At 68.9% G+C, this 19,187-nt stretch carries 20 protein-coding genes and 2 pseudogenes; 11 read left to right on the forward strand and 11 right to left on the reverse strand.

Annotated features, from left to right (window positions below):
• Positions 1-53: 53 nt before the first annotated feature.
• Positions 54-617: a helix-turn-helix domain-containing protein gene (locus AB0367_RS18270; RefSeq protein WP_366227502.1), complete on the forward strand. Its 564-nt coding sequence runs from the start codon at positions 54-56 to the stop codon at positions 615-617.
• Here the strand turns inward: AB0367_RS18270 and AB0367_RS18275 are convergent.
• Positions 595-1,092 carry an FAD-dependent monooxygenase gene (locus tag AB0367_RS18275; protein ID WP_366227503.1) on the reverse strand — a complete coding sequence of 166 codons (498 nt, stop codon included), beginning with the start codon at positions 1,090-1,092 and terminating at the stop codon, positions 595-597. The two genes, AB0367_RS18270 and AB0367_RS18275, sit on opposite strands and share 23 nt — an antisense overlap.
• 364 nt (positions 1,093-1,456) lie before the next feature.
• Between AB0367_RS18275 and AB0367_RS18280 the strand changes: the two genes are divergently transcribed.
• Positions 1,457-1,708, forward strand: coding sequence for a hypothetical protein (locus tag AB0367_RS18280; RefSeq protein WP_366227504.1), 252 nt, complete (start codon positions 1,457-1,459; stop codon positions 1,706-1,708).
• A gap of 224 nt (positions 1,709-1,932) precedes the next feature.
• Positions 1,933-2,121, forward strand: a complete 189-nt coding sequence (locus tag AB0367_RS18285) for a hypothetical protein (RefSeq protein WP_366227566.1) — start codon at positions 1,933-1,935, stop codon at positions 2,119-2,121.
• Between the two features lie 308 nt (positions 2,122-2,429).
• On the opposite strand, the gene AB0367_RS18290 is transcribed toward AB0367_RS18285, so the two are convergent.
• Both AB0367_RS18290 and AB0367_RS18295 read right to left on the reverse strand, forming a co-directional pair.
• Complete coding sequence (locus AB0367_RS18290) at positions 2,430-3,464, reverse strand: tetratricopeptide repeat protein (RefSeq protein ID WP_366227505.1); 1,035 nt, start codon at positions 3,462-3,464, stop codon at positions 2,430-2,432.
• A 2-nt stretch (positions 3,465-3,466) separates the two neighbouring features.
• Positions 3,467-3,667, reverse strand: coding sequence for a hypothetical protein (locus tag AB0367_RS18295; protein WP_366227507.1), 201 nt, complete (start codon positions 3,665-3,667; stop codon positions 3,467-3,469).
• Positions 3,668-3,754: 87 nt separating this feature from the next.
• Between AB0367_RS18295 and AB0367_RS18300 the strand changes: the two genes are divergently transcribed.
• Both AB0367_RS18300 and AB0367_RS18305 read left to right on the forward strand, forming a co-directional pair.
• Positions 3,755-4,228 (forward strand): hypothetical protein, encoded by a 474-nt coding sequence (locus AB0367_RS18300; RefSeq protein WP_366227508.1) that lies wholly within the window; start codon positions 3,755-3,757, stop codon positions 4,226-4,228.
• On the forward strand, positions 4,225-6,462 hold the full coding sequence (locus AB0367_RS18305) for a tetratricopeptide repeat protein (protein ID WP_366227509.1): 2,238 nt from the start codon (positions 4,225-4,227) through the stop codon (positions 6,460-6,462). Before AB0367_RS18300 ends, AB0367_RS18305 begins: the two co-directional genes overlap by 4 nt.
• 115 nt (positions 6,463-6,577) lie before the next feature.
• On the opposite strand, the gene AB0367_RS18310 is transcribed toward AB0367_RS18305, so the two are convergent.
• On the reverse strand, positions 6,578-8,044 hold the full coding sequence (locus AB0367_RS18310) for a hypothetical protein (RefSeq protein ID WP_366227510.1): 1,467 nt from the start codon (positions 8,042-8,044) through the stop codon (positions 6,578-6,580).
• 110 nt (positions 8,045-8,154) lie between these two features.
• Between AB0367_RS18310 and AB0367_RS18315 the strand changes: the two genes are divergently transcribed.
• Together AB0367_RS18315 and AB0367_RS18320 are read left to right on the forward strand one after the other, a co-directional pair.
• The gene (locus AB0367_RS18315) at positions 8,155-8,598 is read left to right on the forward strand and encodes a hypothetical protein (protein ID WP_366227511.1); all 444 of its coding nucleotides are present in this window, start codon (positions 8,155-8,157) and stop codon (positions 8,596-8,598) included.
• 197 nt (positions 8,599-8,795) lie between these two features.
• A pseudogene (locus AB0367_RS18320) lies at positions 8,796-9,086 on the forward strand (IS3 family transposase); the annotation flags it as partial.
• 154 nt (positions 9,087-9,240) lie between these two features.
• On the opposite strand, the gene AB0367_RS18325 reads toward AB0367_RS18320, so the two are convergent.
• Together AB0367_RS18325 and AB0367_RS18330 are read right to left on the reverse strand one after the other, a co-directional pair.
• Positions 9,241-10,536, reverse strand: coding sequence for a DUF3883 domain-containing protein (locus tag AB0367_RS18325; RefSeq protein WP_366227512.1), 1,296 nt, complete (start codon positions 10,534-10,536; stop codon positions 9,241-9,243).
• A gap of 60 nt (positions 10,537-10,596) precedes the next feature.
• Positions 10,597-11,091, reverse strand: a complete 495-nt coding sequence (locus tag AB0367_RS18330; protein ID WP_366227513.1) for a hypothetical protein — start codon at positions 11,089-11,091, stop codon at positions 10,597-10,599.
• A gap of 230 nt (positions 11,092-11,321) precedes the next feature.
• Between AB0367_RS18330 and AB0367_RS18335 the strand changes: the two genes are divergently transcribed.
• Positions 11,322-12,161, forward strand: a complete 840-nt coding sequence (locus tag AB0367_RS18335; protein WP_366227514.1) for an IS5 family transposase — start codon at positions 11,322-11,324, stop codon at positions 12,159-12,161.
• Between the two features lie 27 nt (positions 12,162-12,188).
• On the opposite strand, the gene AB0367_RS18340 is transcribed toward AB0367_RS18335, so the two are convergent.
• Positions 12,189-12,326 (reverse strand): hypothetical protein, encoded by a 138-nt coding sequence (locus AB0367_RS18340; RefSeq protein WP_366227515.1) that lies wholly within the window; start codon positions 12,324-12,326, stop codon positions 12,189-12,191.
• Positions 12,327-12,552: 226 nt separating this feature from the next.
• Entirely contained in the window at positions 12,553-14,307 is a 1,755-nt protein-coding gene (locus AB0367_RS18345) for a discoidin domain-containing protein (protein WP_366227516.1), read from the reverse strand.
• Between the two features lie 402 nt (positions 14,308-14,709).
• Here AB0367_RS18345 and AB0367_RS18350 point away from each other — a divergent pair.
• Together AB0367_RS18350 and AB0367_RS18355 are read left to right on the forward strand one after the other, a co-directional pair.
• Positions 14,710-14,844: pseudogene (locus tag AB0367_RS18350) on the forward strand (ketoreductase); the annotation flags it as partial.
• A gap of 234 nt (positions 14,845-15,078) precedes the next feature.
• Complete coding sequence (locus tag AB0367_RS18355; RefSeq protein ID WP_366227562.1) at positions 15,079-15,720, forward strand: NAD(P)-binding domain-containing protein; 642 nt, start codon at positions 15,079-15,081, stop codon at positions 15,718-15,720.
• A 594-nt stretch (positions 15,721-16,314) separates the two neighbouring features.
• Here AB0367_RS18355 and AB0367_RS18360 read toward each other — a convergent pair.
• On the reverse strand, positions 16,315-17,367 hold the full coding sequence (locus AB0367_RS18360) for a hypothetical protein (protein WP_366227517.1): 1,053 nt from the start codon (positions 17,365-17,367) through the stop codon (positions 16,315-16,317).
• A 276-nt stretch (positions 17,368-17,643) separates the two neighbouring features.
• Between AB0367_RS18360 and AB0367_RS18365 the strand changes: the two genes are divergently transcribed.
• Positions 17,644-17,946, forward strand: coding sequence for a hypothetical protein (locus tag AB0367_RS18365; RefSeq protein WP_366227518.1), 303 nt, complete (start codon positions 17,644-17,646; stop codon positions 17,944-17,946).
• Positions 17,947-18,029: 83 nt separating this feature from the next.
• Here the strand turns inward: AB0367_RS18365 and AB0367_RS18370 are convergent, their stop codons facing one another.
• Both AB0367_RS18370 and AB0367_RS18375 read right to left on the reverse strand, forming a co-directional pair.
• Positions 18,030-18,698, reverse strand: coding sequence for a hypothetical protein (locus tag AB0367_RS18370; RefSeq protein ID WP_366227519.1), 669 nt, complete (start codon positions 18,696-18,698; stop codon positions 18,030-18,032).
• Entirely contained in the window at positions 18,698-19,075 is a 378-nt protein-coding gene (locus AB0367_RS18375) for an AbrB/MazE/SpoVT family DNA-binding domain-containing protein (protein WP_366227520.1), read from the reverse strand. The genes AB0367_RS18370 and AB0367_RS18375 overlap by 1 nt, the downstream gene beginning before the upstream one ends.
• Positions 19,076-19,187 lie beyond the last annotated feature (112 nt).

Genomic DNA, 19,187 nt, shown 5'->3' on the forward strand with positions numbered 1-19,187 from the left:
GGCCCGCGCGGTGATAATGTGAAGCGCCGGCGTCACCGTGATTGCGAGGTGTGATGAGCCGCTCCAGCACTGCCTTCCCGGGCACGTCCCGCCGCTCCGACGCGCTGCGTAACCGGGAGCGGCTGCTGGAGGTCGCCCGCGAGCTCTACGCGGCGCACGGCACCGATGTCGCCTTGCGGGACATCGCCGAACGGGCCGGTGTCGGGGTCGGCACTGTCTACCGGCACTTCCCGACCCCGGAGGCCATGCTCGAGGCGGTCATGTCGGACCGGTTCGAGGCGCTGCGGGTGGGCGCCGCCGCACTGGCCGACGCGCACGACCCGAGGGCGGCGCTGCTGGACTGGTTGCGCACGCTGATCGCCGACCTGGCGGAGTATCGTGGCCTGCCCTCCTCCTCGCTGGCCGCGATGAACGACGAGTCCTCCCAGCTCTACCGGTCCTGCCACGGCATGCGCGACGCCGCCGAGGTACTGCTGCGCCGCGCCCAGCAGGCCGGCGGCATCCGCCCGGAGCTGCGCGTCGGGGTGCTGCTGCGGCTTGCGCACGCGCTGGCGATGGCCGAGGAGAACGTCGAGCTCATGCTGTCGATGCTCGTCACCGGCATCGGCCGGTCCTGACGGACTCCGGCCCGACCGCCGGGCCCGGCGGACCGGGACCGGCGGCGCGGATCCGCTCCTGCAGCTCGTCCTCGGTGACCGGCACGTCGTGCGGTGGCCGCGGCACGTCGAACTCGATCGTCATCAGCCGCACCAGGTCGGCGGTGATCGGTACCGCGCCGAACATGCCGCGCTCGAACACCCCGGAGTCGAACACCTTGTCCGCGTCCTCGGCAGGCTCCATGTCGCCGAACACGCCGTAGTAGGTTCGGCCCAGCGTCTCCACGCCGATGCCGGCCGCGGCCCGAACGGTGCTCTCCGGCCCGTCGCAGCCGACCAGGTACGGCGTGCGCAGCTCCTGCCGCCCGGCCGGACCGTCCACAACGACGGTCACACCCTCGTCGTCCTGCGTCAGCGCACCGACCCGGTGCCCTCGCCGCACGTCGACGCCGAGCTCGGCGGCCCGCTGCTCCAGCAGCCACGTCGAGCGTCGCATCGGCGGCGGTCAGGACGCCGCCATTGGGCGCGAACGCCAGCGCCGACATCCCCGCCGAGATCGGCCGTCAGCGGCGAACCGCGTGCATGCCATGTTTGCATCCGGAAAGGACATGGCCGCCCCGGCTGTTGCCCGCAGTGAGAAGTCTCAACGGTCAGTACGAATGCCCCGCGCATGAAATCCGGTCGACGTCGACGGGTTCGCGGCTACGATCGACGGGCGGGGCGCGGGACTGACACGGATCGCGGGGAGGCGCAGTGCGGGATAGGCAGTTTCACGAATTCGTTCCGCAACTGCCCCGCCTGCGTGTGATCGTCCGGAGCGATTTGGAAGCCGTCCTGCGCCGGCCCGAGGCGCGCACCGAGTGGAACCGGGCCGGGCGGCGGCGGGCGCAGTACGGGGGAGCGGCCGACTGCCCGCGGCGCGGCCGGCACCGGTCGCGCTGGCCGATGGCGGTGACGGCCTGCACCTGGCGGACCTCACCGGCCGACTGGCGGGCGGTGAGAATGCGGTCGCGGACCTGAAGAATCCTCGGTACACAGGGTTCCAGGTCTGGAACAAGCAACGCACCGACGAAGTGCTCGTCGACGACGTCGCGATGGTCACACCAGTGTGATGTGCTGGAACGACCGTGACCACTGGGTGCGGTCGGACGCACCAGCCCACCCGGCGATCATCGACCGGGACACCTTCGATCAGACCCAGACGGCCCTCGCGCGCCGCGGCGAACCGCGTGGGCGGACCACGGCGGCAGTACCCGCGGCCGCCGTCCCTACGTCTTCAAGGGTGCGGTGTACTGCGCGGTCTGCGAGCGCAAGATGCAAGGCCAGCATTCACACGGTGTGGCGTACTACCGCTGCCGGTTTTCCGCAGGAGGACGCGCTCGCCAACATCATCGATTGCCCCCGTAACGTGATCATGCGGGAAGACGTGATGGTCGGCCATCTCGACGCCTGGCTCGCCAGTGCCTTCGATCCGCTGAACCGACGCCCATGCACCGTTGGGAAAAGGTTGGTGTCGAAGGTCTGACACACACCATTGCCCAACGCGACGCCATGCCATCCACCTGGTTGGCTGTTCCGCAGGTAGCGGGCAATTGACGACAGCTGTACAGGTGCCGGGCGACGCGACGATCCCGACCGTAGTAGCGGGCGAGGTCGATCTTCGCTGTTGCGTCGACCGGTTGAGTACAGGGCATCTTCCGCTGTGGCGGCTCATGCTCGGCATCGACGACACCGGTCTGCGCACCGCCGACGTCGGCTGGCAGCTCACCTGGGTGACCGCCGGACCGGGCTAGCGGTAGCGGCGTTTCACCGCAACCCGGAGTTGCGCGCCGCTCAGCTGCCACCCGGCTGAGGCGGTACCAACACGCGAGCGGTGGTGCCGTGGTGTGCATTGGCCAGTAGCGTCACCTCGACGCCGTGCTGGGCGGCGAGCATGCTGACCACGTGCAGCCCGTTCCACGAGCCGTGACCCGACCGGCGGTGCAGCGGCCGCACGGAGCGCAGGCGGTCGTTGGCCTCCTGGCGGTGTTCCTCGCGCATGCCGAGCCCGGCGTCCTCGATTTCGACGACGACCTGGCCGTCATCGTCGCGGTCGGCGGTCACGCGGACCACGGTGTGCGGCGGCGAGAACCTCGTGGCGTTGTCGAGCAGCTCGGAGAAGAGTAAGGCGAGGTTAGGGTCGACGGCACCGCTGATCGTCACGTCGGCGAGTTCGACCCGCTTGTGGTGCTCGACCTGCGTGGAGGCGGTCCGCAGCACCTCGGCGAGTGGTACCGGCCGCAGCCGTGGCGGTATGGCCCGCAGATCGAGGAGGAGCACAAGCACCTCATGGCGCCGGCCGAGTTGGGTTAACAGGTCGTGTACGTGGTCCAGGCGCGCGAGCCGTGCTGGATCGTTCTCGTCGCGGCGGTACCGCTGCACGACCCGCATCGTGTCGCTCAGCAGTCGCGCCGACCGGAACAACTCCCACGCGATCGGCCGTCGGGCGTCCAGTTCGGCCGAGACGGCCTCGGCGAGGGCGCTCTCCAGGTCGGCGTGCGCCGCCAGGGTCTCCGGGTGTTGCTCCCCGTACGTCCTGCGGCACAGGGCGACCTTGTCCTCGAGCAGGGCGACCGCCGTCCGATGGTCGCCGTCTGCGGACAGCGTGGCCGCGAGGTCGGTGATCGAGGCGAGCGTGTTCGGGTGGGCTGGGCCGAGTACCCGCCGGCGGTTGGCGAGCACCTGCTCGACCAGCTGCCGTGCCTCGTCGAGCTCGCCGGCATTGCGCATCTTCGCCGCGATTGCGCTGATCGACAAGTGGAGTCGTGCGGCGTCGGTACCGCGCCCGTCGACGTGCTGGATCAGGGCCTGCGCGTGCGGCGTGTGCACGGTCAACCGGCCCTGGCCCCGACCGAGATCCCGCGCGAGCTGTAGTCCCCGGGGGCGCCCTCGTCGAGCAGCCGGGCGCCGCCGACCGCGCGGTATGAGGCCAGGTACCCGGCGAGGCTGCGGCCGGTCTGCCGGCAGTGCGCAGCCGCCTGCTCCAGCGCCAGGGGAACCCCAATGATTGCTTCCGTTGGACCGCCTCGCATGGCGGTGCGGCGATGTCCCAGACGGTTCGGTGGCGGCGCTGATTGCCGAGGTGTACGCGCCTTGCCTGGTTCTGAGATAATGACGAAATGCGATCGAAGGGTCACGACGGCTGGACACGATGGCTGGCCGCGGCGATCATCTTCGCCATGCTGGGCATCGCCGCAGTCGTGGCCTTGACCTGGTTCTTCTGGCAGCAGGGCCTGAGCAGATCCGCCAATTGGGCGAACCTGACACGCCGCCAGACTCTCGTCGGCTCTGGCCCCTTCGGGGCTGTGCTCTCGGTACTCGTCACCTGGCTCGCCTGGCCCGAGGGAATCCAGCACCTGGCCACCGCCGGCCCGAAAGGCGTTGCTAACGGCCCGACCTACTACAACACCCTCGGCGTGCAGCCATGCAGCGTCCTCGTCGCCACCACAACCCAGGGTGGGGCGACGTTCCCCGGCATCAAACATGTCGCCGTCGGCGGCGACACCAAAGACCAATCCGCCACCGTCATTGACGCTTTGATGCCCGACACCGTTCGCAACGGTGTGAAGACCATCGTCTTCGCCACAGCATGATGACGCGAAGGCTGCACGGTTGGACGCTGCTGGCGGTCTCCGCGCCGATCGTCGCGGCCGCTGGCCTGGCCGTGGCGCTGTGGCCCCGCAACCCGTGGGTACTCGTGCCGGCGTCGATCTGCGGCGCAGTCTTCGGCGTCGCTGGCGCACGCGGGCGGACTCTGCTCGACCGGCACGCCGAGCACCGGGCGGCGCTCCCGGACAGTCTCCTGCTCAGTGCCCCGGGTGGTCGGCCGCCGCGTGTGCGGGACCTCGACGACCCGCTGGCGCTGCGAGTCCACCCGGCGGAGATGTATTCGCACGACGTCGCCGGCCGGACTGTGCGCAGCCGCGTGCCTCCCTACGTGCCGCGCGACGCTGATCAACACCTGCTCGACGCCGTCCGGCAGGGCGGCCTCGTCCTCATCGTCGGCGATTCAACGGCAGGCAAGACCCGCGCGGCGTACGAGGCGATCCGTGCACACCTGACAGGACACACGTTCCTTGCGCCTGTGCACCGCGATGCACTGGCTCGCGTGATACCGGCGGCGGCCGAACTGCGCCGCGGTGTCGTATGGCTGGACGACCTCGAACGCTTCCTCGGCGTCGGCGGCCTTACCGCGGCGGGGGTGGCCCGGATCACCAGCGGGGCCAGACGGAACGTTCTGGTCATCGCGACGCTGCGCAGTTCGGAGTTCGATCGGCTCAGCGCGCCCGCTGATACCACCGAGGCGGCGCGTAGTACCTGGCGAGACGCCCGCGATGTGCTGGGGCTCGCGACGATCGTCGAGCTGCACCGGCGCTGGAGCGGCGACGAGCTGGCGCGGGCACAGGAGCACAGCGCCGATCCACGAATCCGCGCGGCGTTGCGCCACGCGGACCGGTTCGGCGTCGCCGAACTGTTGGCCGCCGGCCCGGACCTCGTACAGGTCTGGCGCGCCGGTTGGAGTCCTGGCGGGCACCCGCGTGGAGCGGCACTCGTCGCCGCGGCCGTCGACTGCCGCCGGGCCGGTGTCCACGATCCGCTGCCGATCAGCTTCCTCGCTGAGCTGTGCGAGCACTACTTGGCCGCGCGCGGCGGGGAACTGTTGCGGCCAGAGCCACTGGAGGAGGCGGTCCGGTGGGCGATGACCGCGGCCCATGACGCGAGCAGCCTGCTGCTGCCCACACCCGTGGCGGGCGAGGCGCTCGCCTTCGACTACCTGATCGATGTGGACGGGCTCGACCGGGTACCGCAGCCGATCTGGGAATCGCTGATCGCTCGGGCGACGCCCGCGCAGGCGTTCGACATCGGCGAGTCTGCAGCGCAACGATTTCTCAACGACGTCGCAGTGCTCGCGTTTCGTAAGGCGGCTGGCGGCGGTATCACCGACGCGGACGTCGGCGCCGCCCTCTACGCCCGCCTCCTCGTCGGCGGCCGTGCCTCACTCGACGTGCTCACCGGCCTGTGGCAGCAACGCGAACACGCATTCGGGCCGGACGCCCCAGCGACGCTGCGCGCCCGGCTTAGCCTCGCTGAGGCCCTCGCCGACGGGCACGACCGCACACGAGCTGACTTGATGTTCCGCACACTGGTCCCGGACCTGGAGCGCATTTTGGGCCCAGACGATGCCGCGACGCTGACCGCGCAGCGCCTGCACGGATACGCGCTAGCCAAGCTCGGCCGATTCGACGAAAGTCGGGCGCTGCTCCACAAGTCGCTCCGCGACCACGAACGGGTCTACGGGCCAGACCACCACGACACCGTACTCACCCGGCATTACATCGCGTCCTTTCTCGCTGAAGACGAGCCGGACGCCGCACTGCGGTTGCTTGAGGGCATCCGCGACGACTACCAGCGGCTTATGGGCGCCGACAGCCCCCGGGTCCTGCAAGCACGGACCATGATCGAGCAGATCGTTGGCTGCTCCGGCGACGTCGCACACGCGTCCCAGCTCGCCCGCGAACTCGCGACGGACCGCGAGCGCATCCTCGGGCTGCACCACGCGCACACCCTCGCCAGCTGGATCGACGCCGCCGCCTGGGCCCACGCCAACGGTGACTCCATCGCGGCGCGCACCATCCTCACGCGGATCCTGCCCGCCGGCGCCGACCTCACCACCGCCGTACACGCGGTCGCGGGCGACATCCCGGCGTCCCGTGAGCGCATCGAGCAGCTCCGGCTCGCCGCCAGGTACACGGTGTGCCGCGACCTGCTCGGCGCCGACCACCCGCTGTCGACGCGCCTTGCCGAGCGTCAGCGATCGACGGGTTGACCAACCCTGGTGGCTCGGCTGATCCATCAAGGACTTATGCGGATCCGCCGGGCACCGCACACCAACAGCGGCACGTCCGCGCACCTGACCTTGGTATGGGCCGGTACGAGGTGGTTCAGCGGTACGGGGGCATGGCCTGGTCGGTCAGATAGGTGTGGAGCTGTTCGGTGGTGGGGTCTGACGACGCGGCGGGTGTGGTGAAGCCGTCGTGGAGCGGATCGAGCGTGTCGACGTACGTCTGCGCCCACGACAGCCACGCCTCGGTGGTGGCGTCGCCCGTGGTCTGCGCCGCTACCGTGGTCCGCACGGCGTCGAGGTATGCCCGGGCCTGCTGGGCCAAGCGCCATCGGTGGGCCTGGTCGAGGAGCTGCCGTCCGCGTTCGGCCTCCAGATAGCGGTCGTGGGCGTCGGCTTGGGCCTGGTCGCGGCGGCGCTGCTCCTCGGCGGCGCGGCGGGCGGCCTCGACGTGGCGGTGGGCGTCTTCGGCCGCGCGGATCTCCACTTCGGCCAGGACCGCCGGCAGTTTGTCCGCAAGGCGCTGTTGCTGGCCATCGGACCAGCGGCTGGTCCGGCCTTCCCGGCCGCCGTAGCCGGTGCACTCGATGCGCAGCCGGCCGGTGCCGGTGTTGGTGGTGTAGGCGGGTCCGTGGTAGTTGGTGCGCTCCCAGTGGGCCCGGCTGGGCATGCCCTCCTCGAGGATCCGCAGGTCGGTGCTGTGCCCGCCGACGCTGATGGTGATGTGCCCGTCGTTGGCCCCGGTCCAGTGGCGGTAGCCGTATCCGGCGGCCGGTTCTGGTGAGAGCTCGACGGTGTGCCCGCGGCGTTCTGCCTCGGTGACCAGCGCGTGCAGGAGCCGCAGTGCGCGCGGCAGCTGCTGCCGGGAGATTTCATGCCGGTTGGTGGTTTCGCGGAACTGGACCACGACCGGGTGGTATCGCGCGACGTGCTCCGCGACGGGGACGGGACGCAACTCGACCTGGGTACCGGGGACCGCGGCTTCGAGGCGGATCTCCAGGCCATGGGACGGCAGCACTGTCGTGGTGAGCCGCTGGCCGGGCGGGACCTTGCCGAACCGGTTCGCCGACCGGATGAGTTGTTCGTAGTCCACCCCGGTTGGCTGGTTGCCGATGTAGTGCGGCCGTTGGACCCGCAGCACGCCACCTGCGGCGGTCAGGTCCGCGATCAGTTGCTCGACCGGGCTGCGCCGCTTCGCCCGCGTCGGCTCGGCCGCCGGCCCGGCAGTCTCGGGCGCCGGTGGCGATTTCGCGTCGCCGCTCGGAGCGGCTGGTGGTGCAGCCGTGGTGCGCTGCGGTGCCGCAGGTCGGGTGCCGCCGCCCGCCTGCCGGGCGTCGGCTGGCTGATTCGGGAACCGGCCATGCGAGAGGTAGAACGTGCCGGTTGCGGTGAGCTCGGCACGCCAGCCGCTGCGGCGTCGGGCCACCGTTACCAGACGTCGGTTCTCCAGGGCCACCGCGGTTGCCTTGTAGGTGTGACCCTGCATCACACCGTCCGGGCAGCCGTCCCCGATCCAGGTAAGCACGGCCAATTGCTGCGCGTTGAGCGTAGTGCCGAGATGCGCCATTTCCGCAGTCAAATCGACGCCACCCCCTGTCTGGCAGGGTCGGGTGAGACACAGTTCGGGCTTCCGTTCTGACCTTGACCAGGGCGAGACTGGACTTTACGACCGTGACCTTGACCGTTGCTGACGCCCTGATCGGCCTGGCCGATGATGGGGTAATGGGTTCTTCCACCGGCCCGCGGGCCGACCGGCCTCGCCGGCGTTCGTTCACCGCCGAGTACAAGCTGGCGATGGTGGCCGAGTACGACCGGCTGCCTGCCGGGGACAAGGGCGCGCTGCTGCGCCGGGAGGGCCTGTACTCCTCACACATCATCGAGTGGCGTCGCGCCCGGGACGCCGGCACCCTCACCGCCGCTGCCGGGCAGCAGGTCCCGGCGCCCAGCAAGCGGGGCCGCAGCGGCGAGCAGGCCGAGATCGAACGGCTGCGCCGGCAGAACGAACGCCTCGCAGCCGACCTTGCCCGGAACAAGGCCGCCCTGGAGATCCTGGGAAAAACACACGCGTTCTTGCAGCTGCTCTCCGAGAACGCGGACCACGACCCGAAGCAGAGCAGATGATCGACGCCGCGTTCACCCAGCTGCAGCCGTTGCTGACCACCAGAACCGCGTGCGAACTGCTCGGCAAGTCCCGGGCCACGCACTATCGGCGCTGCCGCCCCACGCCGATGCGGCCCCGCCCCGTCCGTCCGGCGCCGGCGAACAAGCTCACCGACACCGAGCGGGCGCAGATCCTGGCCGTGCTACGCCACGACGACTTCGTCGACAAGGCCCCCGCGCAGGTGTGGGCCACCCTGCTCGACGAAGGCCGGTACCTGTGCAGCGAGTCGACGATGTACCGGCTGCTGCGCCAGCACGGCGAGGTCCGCGAACGCCGCAGCCAGGCCACCCACCCGGCGAAGGTCAAACCCGAACTGGTCGCCACCACCCCCGGCCAGGTGTTCTCCTGGGACATCACCAAACTCCAAGGTCCCGGCCGGGGCAAGTACTTCCACCTGTACGTGATGCTGGACATCTTCAGCCGCTACGTCGTGGGCTGGACCGTCGCCGCCACCGAGTCGCTTTCGGCACCACCTCGCCGGTCTACCGCGCGCCGATGTTCGTGAGAACAAGCACCACTTGTTGAACGTGGGCGAGGTAGCGAGGGCCACCTGGGTCTGGCGGCAGATCGCTATGGGGCTGGCCTGCTGGGTTTGTCGTGCGTCAGTCCTGGCGGTGGATGTCGGTAGGTGTGTAGTCGAAGTCGCGTGCCGTGAAGGTGCCGTTGTCTGGGCCCCATGCGAACACCCGGAAGGTCCCGGTAGCCGGATCTACTTCGCCGTCCGGCAGGAACGTGACGTCAGACAGGATGCCGAGCATGCAGTCGCCGGGGTGCTCGCGGGCCCACTGCACTTCTCCGCCAGTGACGATCACGGCTGTGCCGTTGGTCTCCGTGCCTTTGGCTTCGAGCCAGAGGGTTCGGTCTCCCTTGGTGGCAATGGCGTCGTAGGGGTTGCCGTGACGGACGTCTTTGACGTCCCAGCCGAGGTCGCGGTAGTAGGCCATCAGGCGGTCCTGAGCTGCATCCTCGACCTTGCGGCGGCGGGCAGGATCCATCTGCCAGCCTTGGCGTGGCGCGCCGCGCTGGGGGAGCGGCTGTGGGTGGCCGAGGTGTTGTGCCCAAAGCGTTTCGAGTTTCGTCGCGGCGGCCGGCGGTACTACCCATCCGCTGGCTTGCGGTGCCCACCCGCCGCCCTCCGGAATGTTGTGTACCAGACGCGGGTGTGGCAGTCCGTCGTCTGGCAGCAGGAGGGTGTCCCAGTCGATGAGGACGTAGTTGGCGTCCTCGCCGGCACGTTCGTCGTCCCACTGCTCGTCCGGGAAGATCCGGCTGGCGGCGATGCCGCTACCGACGATGCCGCGTGGCTCCACACCTTGGCGGAGGAAGAAGACGCGGTCGCCGGGCTCGATGCCGGTCTTCCGGTTACCGGTGGACCATCGGTCCCGCAGCACCCGGCCGGCCTCGACTGCTTCGACGTTGCTGGGATAGACCTCCTCGGCCCAGTTGTCGGGGTTCCACCGTTTGGGGTTCCACGTGACGACCATCGTCACCCGTTCGCGTGGCTGCAGATCGGCTCGCTGGGCTGCTGGCATCGAGTCGAGCGCCACGGTGTCGAAGTAGCCCACCGGATTGCGGTGCCGGGGTACGGGCGTGCCTTTCAGCGCGTCATGGACCGGGTCACCCGGACGCAGCACCTGTCCAGTCAGCGCCCACTTCGTCACGCCGTCAACATCGTGACGGGTACGGCCGTCGATCTCCGCGACGACCTGCACCCGGCCGTCGAACGACAGCGTGGCGAATCGTTCGCGATCGACCCTGTCCCCGAGTTTCCACACACCGCGGTTGATCTCCCACATCTGGTCGTCGGTCGCGGTCGCATCCCAACCCACCCACGTCCGCCCGAGCGGGTCACCTGACGGCACATCACGCGCCTCGGTCAACACGAAGTTCACGGCCATCCGAGCATCCTTCCGTGCCATCCGACCGGACGCCATTATGCCCATGTTGGGCGATACTGCTCAGTTCAAGGACCGCGGTACAGATTCGAGGTAGCTGGCGGCGAGGCTGATCTGTTCCACCATGCTGTCCACGACCGCGTCGGCTTCAACGTGTACCGGAAGGTCGATCGCGACATCTACGAAGTTTCCATCGCGGACGAAGACGCGGTTTCGTTGTGCCTGGAGCGGTCGGATGGCGTCGAGGATGACGGGGGTTGCAGGTTTGCCGCGGTAGCCGATCTGTAGCCAGATCGGCGTCGCGCGGTCGGTGGCCCACGAGTGCGCGGAGAGGCGGAGCAGGCAGGTGACGCCGGCCAGGGCGAGGTAGCGACCCCACCAGCCGTCCGCAGCGCTGGGACGCAGGCTGCTGCCGTCGCTGGCCGTGTACGACGCGACTCCGGAGTTCACCAACCGCTTGACGGTCCGGTTGATCAGTTCGTTGTACTGCAGGAGCCGCACGGCGACGGATCCGCTGAGGTCCTGCACGGTCAGTGGGACGAACGCCTGCCTGTCCATGCGCTCAGTGGGCGTTCGATAACGTGATCTCACGCTATTCCCGATTTGTCGCATGTACTATTCGAGCGTTTCGCCGCTTTAGTGGCTATACATGTGTGGAGGATCAGGCGATACGGCGCCTGCTTCAGGTGCAGATGTGTCTCCGATTCCGTCTGACGTAGACATGGACGGGAAACGCCGATTCTGCGTGGCTGCGGCTCGACCACAACTGTCCACAGTAGATATTTGCCGTGACCGCTCGCCGCCCCTACCCCAGCGACATCTCCGACGCCCGCTGGGCGCTGATCGCACCGACCCTGCTCGCCTGGCAGCAGGCCCGCATCGACCGGCGGCCCACCGGCGAGCCGGCCCGCACCGACGTCCGGGAGGTGTTCAACGCCATCCTCTACGTCAACCGCACCGGGATCGCCTGGAAGTACCTCCCTCATGACTTTCCGCCACACACCACGGTGTACTACTACTATGCCGCCTGGCGCGACGAAGGCATCTTCGCCCAGCTCAACATCGATCTCACCGGCCTGGCCCAGGTGAAGGCCGGCCGCGACGCGCAGCCCAGCGCCGCGGTCATCGATACACAGAGCGTGAAGACGTCCACGAACCCGCCGATCGCCACGCAGGGAACCGACGCCGCCAAGAAGATCGTCGGCCGTAAACGCAGCGTAGTCACCGACACCCTCGGACTACTGCTGGCCGTCATCGTCATGGCCGCGTCCACAACCGAAAATTCGGCCGGAATCCAGGCACTAGACCAGGTCAAGGCCACCCATCCCACCGTTGCCAAGACATGGGTGGACGCCGGCTTCAAAACCAAATTCGTCGAACACGCAGCCACTCTCGGTATCGACGCCGAAGTTGTCCCGCGCAACACCGAGACCAGAGGTTTCCACGTGGTCAAACGACGCTGGGTCGTGGAGAGGACCCTCGGCTGGCTGATGCTGCACCGCCGACTCGTCCGCGACTACGAGACCCTCCCAGGCAGCTCCGAAGCCATGATCCACATAGCGATGATCGACAACGTCAGCCGCCGCATTACGGGCGAATCCACCCCTACCTGGCGAGGCACATACTAGTAGATCAAGAACAAATCGAACGCCCTCTCACACAAGACGGAAGCTGTTGATGACCGCGCCGATGACCGCGATGATGACCAGGACGGCAAGACTGCCAAGAAGCCACCCCGGGCTCCTGATCGACAGCGCTGCTTCGGTCCAGGCGCCGGTCCAGTAACGCCTCATGGCTCCCCCCGTCGGCTCCCCGCCTGGCTCCAGGGTGCACCCGACGTACGCGCCCGCGGCAACACCCACGTGGCCCGGCCAGCGCCAACCCGGCACACTTTTAACCCCGGCATTCACCAGATCGCCGATGGCAGCGACGCGACCCGGGGTTACCCGGCCAGGTTGCACACCGGCCGGTCGCGCGCCGGGTGCGCGCGACCGGCCGGTGTCGTGGCGGTGGCGAGGATCAGGTGCCGTACACCTGGAACTCCCACAGCGAGTAGCCCCACTGGGTTGCCCTCTGGGTGCCGTTCACCCGCACGTACCGGCCGGTGCCGCTGACCGGGATGGTCTGCACGCCGCCGGTGCCGCTCGTCGTGGAGTACACGTTCGTCCAGGTCGTGCCGTTGGCGGACGTCTGGATCTGGAACGCGGTGGCGTAGGCGCTCTCCCAGTTCAGCACAACCTGGCTGATCGTGTGGGAGGCGCCGAGGTCGACCTGGATCCACTGCGGGTCGGAGAAGGCGCTCGACCAGCGGGTGCCGGTGTTGCCGTCGACGGCCATCGGCGCGGCGAAGCTCGCGTTCTCCGACGACGACGCGGTCGCCGGCTGGCCCTGGGACAGCAGCGTCGCGGTGGGCGGCGGGCTCGTCGTGCCGCCGTTGCTGAACACCGCGAGCTCATAGATGGAGTACCCCCACTGCGACGCCCGGGCGGTGCCGTTCACGCGCACATAGCGGGCGGTGGCCGAGAGGTTGACGTCGTAGTAGTCGCTGGTGGCGTTGGTGTTGGTGTACACCGTTGTCCACGTTGAGCCGTTCGTGGACGTCTGTATCGTGAAGCTCTTGGCGCAGGCCGCCTCCCACGACACCGTGATGTGGTTGATCGCGTACGAGGTGCCTAGGTCGACCTGCACCCACTGCGGGTCGCTGAACGTGCTCGACCAGCGGGTCGTCTCGTCGCCGTCGACCACGTTCGACGCCGGGAACTGCGCCTGCTCGACCGACGACGCCGTCGCCGTCTTGCCGCGGGCGACGTTGGTGCCGAAGTTGCCCGCGGGGGGCTTGTTGTACACGGCGATGTAGTCGATGTCCATGTGCCCGCCGGAGACCGTGGCCGCGGTGGGCCCGCCGCCGTACGCCGCCGGGAACTGCCCGCCGATCGCCAGGTCGAAGATCGGCGTGAACGTGTGGTGGAACGCGTTGTCCCAGGTGGTCGCGTCGACCTGGGTCGAGTTGACGGTGAAGAAGTTGTTGCCGTCGAAGTAGAACCGCACCTGCTCGGGCGAGACGGAGCGGTCGATCTGCACGCCGTAGGTGTGGAAGCCGGTCTTGCAGCCGGAGCAGGCCCGCTCGCCGCTGCCGATGCCGGTGTACTCGTTGCAGGGCCCGGTCGGCAGAACTCCACAGTGGACGGTTGAGAACAGCGAGTCGTGGCCGTTGATGTTCTCCATGATGTCGATCTCGCCGGAGCCCGGCCACGGCACGGCGATGCGCAGCGGCGAGCCGACCATCCAGAACGCCGGCCAGTACCCGAGGCCGTTGGTGGTATTGACGTCCGGCTGCTTGATCGAGGCCTGGATGGCCACGACCCCGCCGGCCTGTGCCCCGAAGCCGTCGGCCTGGGTCTCCACCCGCCCGGAGGTCCAGCCGGAGTTGGGGTCGGAGCCGGTGTGCAGCGCCTTGAGTACCAGGTGCCCGGCGCCGTCCTGGTACACGTTGGCCGTGCTGGTGGTGGTGGTCTCGATCTCGCCGGTGCCGAAGTTGGCGCCGGCGCCGGCGTCGTAGCGCCACACGTTCGTGTCGAGCCCGGTGTTGGCGGCTCCGTTGAAGTCGTCGCTCCAGGTGGTGGTGAATCCGGGGGGCGCGGCGGGCACCGCCGTGGCGGCGGCGGAGGCGGCCTCGATGACCGCCGGCGCGACCTGGACCGCGCCCGCCCCGACGAGGGCGAGCGCGATGAGCCCGATCTTGATGCGGGCCCGTTTGACTCGGGTGTTGGACATACACAGTCCCGTCCGTGAAGGGTGAAAGCGGGAACCGCAGGCGGTCGGTTCCCGGTGAGCGCGGCAGGGGAGGGCGGACCCAGAGAGCGCTCTCTGGCTACTCTCAGCGAAGCTTTCAAATCTGTCAATGCCTCTGCACATCGGGGCGCAGGTGACCTGGACCCGGCTCCACGCCGTGCGGCCGGCCGTGGTCCGCCGGCCCACCGCCACGTAGCCCGGAATGGTTGCGCACATCACCCCCCGCAGAGCCTGCTCCCGGCCCGGTGAGCCCTTGGGTCAGCGGATCCCACCGGGGCGTCGCTTGACCTTGCCAGTGGCGGCAGGGTTGAACGATCACGGCATGGCCACCAGCACCGCACCGCAAAGCACCAGGATCGTTGCCGTCGCCGGGCCGGCACAGGGATCGGTCGGGCCACCGCCCGAGCGTTCGCCGCCGAGGGCGCCCATGTGCTCGCCGTCGGCCGGCGGGCCGAACCTCTCCGGGAGACCGCTGCCGGTCACGAGCGGATCACTCCGCTCGTCGCGGACATCGGCGCCGGGGGAGAGCCCGAGCATATTGTCCACACCGCGCCGGAGTTGTACGGCCGATATCCGTTTCGGTCACCTGGGCCTGATCGGCTCCATGCGTTGCCGAGCGCGGACGCGTCGAAGAGCCGGTCCCCAGAGGTCCGGCGGACGGAGGTTCCGCGCCCCGACCGCCATCGCCATAGGATATTATACCGATCGGAATTTTGGGGAATACGTGTTGGGTCCATCCGGGTTGGGTTGACCGTGACAACATTTGGAATCATCGGGGCAGGCAACATCGGAAGCCAGGTCGCTCGGGCGGTGATCGCGCTGGGGCATGATGTGGTGATCGCGAACTCGCGAGGGCCGGAAACGCTGTCCAGCCTCATCGAAGAACTTGGCCCGTCCGCTCGGGCCGCAACTGCGCAGGAGGCGGGAGCCGCGGGCGACGTCGTGGCCGTCGCGGTGCCGTTCGGCAAGTTCCGTGACGTTCCGGTCGAGCCCCTGGCTGGCAAGATCGTGCTTGACGCCAACAACTACTACTGGGAGCGGGACGGCAGGTTCGGCGAGCTTGACCGTGGCGAGGCGACCACGTCAGGACTTCTGCAGGAGCACCTCCCCGAATCGAAAGTGGTCAAGGCGTTCAACCACATCGGCGCCGCCGACATCACCGCCGACGGCTCCCCCTCCGGCACGCCGGGTCGGCGTGCGCTGGCGGTGTCCTCGGATCATCCCGAGGCGGTCGCGTTTGCCAAGGATCTCTATGACCGGATTGGGTTCGACGCGGTCGATGTCAGCCCGCTGAGCGAGTCGTGGCGGGTCGAGCGCGACCGGCCGGCATACGTCGCCAAGCAGAACAAGGCCGAGCTGGAAGAGAACCTCGCGAAGGCACCACGCACGATCTGACACGCAGGCCGGCAACGGTCCGGGTACGGGCGTTTCCGTTCACCAGCACAATCCGTCCGCGGGCGTGACGGCTCTCGCCCAGCCCGCGGGCGGCGGGACTGCGGTGAGCGGGAACGCCCCCACGACCGCAGCGCTGGTCGCGCCCGACGGAGATTCAGCCCAGTACGGCCAGGTCATCGACGTGCTCGTCTCAGCCCGCCGCGATGCTGTCGCCGCTCGCCGGTTCTTCCGCCGCGCCTTGGCGACGTTGAAGGTGACCTGGGCGAGGTGGCCGGACCGCACAGACGATCATCACCGGACACGCCTTCATGCAGAACCTTCGCCGCGGCCCACTACGAACTCGGACTCGACGCCCCACCCGGACTGCACATCGCCGCGGCGTTCCGCGAGCTCGCCTCCGCAATCCGAGCTCGGCGCACCTGGCGCAACGTGCCTTCGATCGGCGAACGCAACAGCGCCGTTACTCCCGCTCGGGCGTGCTGTCGCGGTGCGCGTCCACGAACTTGAACCAGGAGGGGTTGCCCTTCTCTGCCTCCTCGCTGATCCGGGGGGAGTTGGCAGACCGACTTGGCCCCGACCGGCAACGACACGTCCTTACAGCTCGCAGCCGATGGAGTCGGCGTCGTCGGTGTCCAGCCGGTAAGGGTCCCCGCGTCCACCGACGTTCACCCGGATGTCGTGGATGCCCTTGGCTTTCAATTCGGCGCAGTCCCAGTCGCCGGTCGGCGCGACCGGCACACACGGCGAGTAGGCGGGGTGGCAGTTCGAGCCAGAACCGGTCGAGTCGCTGCCCGAGCTTTGACTGCCCGCGGACTTTACATCGGTAAACACCGTTACCTTGTTACCGACCACCAGCGGCTGACCGGCCGCCGGGTCGGTGTGCGTCACGATGTGGTCACCCCAGTAGTACCCACTCGGTGGAGTGCGCTCGGTCACCTCGGTGAACACGATTGCCGGTAGGCCGGTCGCCGAGTAGTCCCACTTCTTTCCGGCCAGGTGCGGCATCGTAGGGTTGGCCTCGAAGAAGTCCCACACCTGTGGATTCACGACGGTGAGTGTGACGCCGCCCAGGACGGGCTCACCTGCCGCCGGGGCGGTGGTGACCACCCGATCCGTGTCCGACGCGTAACGGTCGTAAGGATCAGTCGTCTTGATCCCGTTCTTGGACGACACCATCAACGTGATCTCCGCCCTGGCGGATTTCAGATCCTTCCCCAGGTAGCTCGGCATGATGAGCTGGGTGCCACCTGACGCCACCGGGTCAGAGTACTTAACGACACTGAAATTCAGCTGGCGGCCGGCGTAGCCGTGGGCGTAAAGGTCGACGCAAGACCCGGCCGCAGGGTTCTGGGCGACAATCCTCCAGTTATGCCTGTCGATGATGTGTCGGCCTTGCCCGGTGGCGTCGGTCAGGTCTCCTAACGCGAGCTTGGCATCGGTCACGACCGAGTACGCGTCAGCCACGCTCCGGCCCACGACGTCCGGCACCGCGACAGCGTTGGTGGCGCAGCCGGTGGCCTCGGCCTGGTCGGCCGGGTCACCCGCACAGCCGGCCGTCGCGACGGCGACGATCACTGCGACGATCCCGACCAGGGCACGCTTACCTGCCATCAGTCGCCCCGCCCTGACCCTTTCCGCGTCCGACACCCACGCCACCGCACGGGGGACCGCATCAGCCGACCGGTCCGCCGTGGGAGTGGATCTTAGCGCGTGTCAGTGTGGTCCGGTTCGAAGGCCGCTCCCACGTCGGCTGGCACCGCCACGTCACATCGGCCGACTCCTGCCGGAACAAGTGGTTCGGCCAGCACGGCTCGCTCCTGCGCGGTCGGTTCAGCCAGGAGCGCCGGCAGCGGTAGCAGCGTGTTGGCTCCGCCTGGGATGGAGTCCTGCTGAACGCAGCCCATCACGACGACACCGCACTCGATGTCGGTGAAGGCGAGGTCGGTGTGCGGCGGGAACTCGGAGGCCCGGGCCGACAACGGTCCGCTGTTCTCGCTGCGGAAGCGGACCTCGGAACACCTCGGTTCCCTCGTTGCTGGCGGCCTCGACCGGGCCGAGGGCCGCGGCGAAAACGATCAGTCCTGGTCGTTCTCGATGCGAGCGTTACTGACCACGGCCGCGCCGGATGTCCGGAGGGCGTCGGCGACCGCCGCGATCACGGCCGCTCCGGCCGGAGTGGAAACGAACGCTTCGCCCAGTGGTCGTTGTACCGTGGAATCCGCGTGACGCGCATCTGCCGTTGCGGTACCGCAGCAGCTGACCGCCAGGCGGCGCACCGCGCTCGTTGGCGTGCTGAAGCAGATACTGCATCAGCGTGGGGAGACCGGCTGCCAGCGGACCGTCTCGCCTTTCTCGCGCAGCCGGATCATGCACTGCTCCTCGTCCAGGTCGAGGGGGCGCAGCGCGAGGGCTCCGCCGCGCCGGTACGCCGTTTCGGTGTGCAGGCGCAGCAGCAGCGCGTCGAGCTCCGGATCGTTGCCGCTGGACGCCGCTGCGGCGTTGAGTTCGGCGAGCTTGGCGTCGGCGAGCGCGCCGCGGGTGCTGGGCAGCCGCCGCGGCTTGGCGACCTTCAGCGCCGGGTTCTCATCCTTGCTCAGGTGCCCATCGGCGACCGTGTGGTTGTAGACGCAGCGCAGGGCCGCGATCAGGTTCTCCGCCGCGCCGCGGCCGGAGCGGCCGTTTCGCCGCATGACCCGGTTGGCCTTGACCTGTTCCACGAGCCCGCCGATGTCGGTCGGTTTCACGTCGTCCATGCGCCGGTCGCCCCACTGCTGCTCGATGCGGTTCCAGTAGCTGCTGTACGCGCGTAGCGTTCCCGGCCCGACGGCGGCGCGGACCACCGGCAGGTACTCGCGGAACGTCGGCACCGCCGGCCGGGCGGCCGTCGGCTGCAGCAGTTCCTCTGGGGACACGCCGAGCTTTGCCAGCAGCAGCCTCGCGGCGTCCAGTTCGGCGTCGCGGGCGGGCGTCGCGGCCATCACTCGCCACCGTCCCGGAACCGTGCGCGCAGCAGTCCGCCGACCAGTTCCTCGAGCACCGCCGGCGGGTGCACGACGAGCAGCCCGTTGACCGGGTCGGCGGCCAGTAGCACCCGGTCGCCGAGTTCGAGGCGGCACCAGTGCTGGGCGGTCGCCGGTATCCGGACATGCCCGGGTGGTCTGAGCCGGAAGACGCCGCGGTCGTCTGCGACGACGACCAGGTCGGTGCAGGTCTGAATGTGCAGCCGGGTGTCGGTCGTCCAGCCGAGGACCCGGAACAAGGCGGCGTCCGCGACTCGACCGTTCATGTCGATGGTGGCGAGGCCGAACCGCAGCGTTCCGGCGGGGCGCTCCGTCAGCCGGGCGAGGTCTGACACGCACCATTTCCCAACGCCCCGACCTGCCGTCGGCGTGGTTGGTGGTGCCGCAGGTGGACTGACGACGGGTGCGCGGCGCCGCTGGTCCGATCGCCGGGCTTTGGTCGCCGTT

The organism is Dactylosporangium sp. NPDC051484, from assembly GCF_040689395.1.
GTDB lineage: Bacteria > Actinomycetota > Actinomycetes > Mycobacteriales > Micromonosporaceae > Dactylosporangium.

What these genes read in the sequence shown, in the direction of transcription:
- AB0367_RS18275 (WP_366227503.1), bottom strand. Translation starts at nt 1,092, where the DNA reads ATGCGACGCTCGACGTGGCTGCTGGAGCAGCGGGCCGCCGAGCTCGGC.
- AB0367_RS18365 (WP_366227518.1), top strand. Translation starts at nt 17,644, where the DNA reads ATGTCGGTGAAGGCGAGGTCGGTGTGCGGCGGGAACTCGGAGGCCCGG.
- AB0367_RS18330 (WP_366227513.1), bottom strand. Translation starts at nt 11,091, where the DNA reads ATGGACAGGCAGGCGTTCGTCCCACTGACCGTGCAGGACCTCAGCGGA.
- AB0367_RS18340 (WP_366227515.1), bottom strand. Translation starts at nt 12,326, where the DNA reads ATGAGGCGTTACTGGACCGGCGCCTGGACCGAAGCAGCGCTGTCGATC.
- AB0367_RS18305 (WP_366227509.1), top strand. Translation starts at nt 4,225, where the DNA reads ATGATGACGCGAAGGCTGCACGGTTGGACGCTGCTGGCGGTCTCCGCG.
- AB0367_RS18270 (WP_366227502.1), top strand. Translation starts at nt 54, where the DNA reads ATGAGCCGCTCCAGCACTGCCTTCCCGGGCACGTCCCGCCGCTCCGAC.
- AB0367_RS18345 (WP_366227516.1), bottom strand. Translation starts at nt 14,307, where the DNA reads ATGTCCAACACCCGAGTCAAACGGGCCCGCATCAAGATCGGGCTCATC.
- AB0367_RS18310 (WP_366227510.1), bottom strand. Translation starts at nt 8,044, where the DNA reads ATGGCGCATCTCGGCACTACGCTCAACGCGCAGCAATTGGCCGTGCTT.
- AB0367_RS18325 (WP_366227512.1), bottom strand. Translation starts at nt 10,536, where the DNA reads ATGGCCGTGAACTTCGTGTTGACCGAGGCGCGTGATGTGCCGTCAGGT.
- AB0367_RS18295 (WP_366227507.1), bottom strand. Translation starts at nt 3,667, where the DNA reads ATGCGAGGCGGTCCAACGGAAGCAATCATTGGGGTTCCCCTGGCGCTG.
- AB0367_RS18300 (WP_366227508.1), top strand. Translation starts at nt 3,755, where the DNA reads ATGCGATCGAAGGGTCACGACGGCTGGACACGATGGCTGGCCGCGGCG.
- AB0367_RS18370 (WP_366227519.1), bottom strand. Translation starts at nt 18,698, where the DNA reads ATGGCCGCGACGCCCGCCCGCGACGCCGAACTGGACGCCGCGAGGCTG.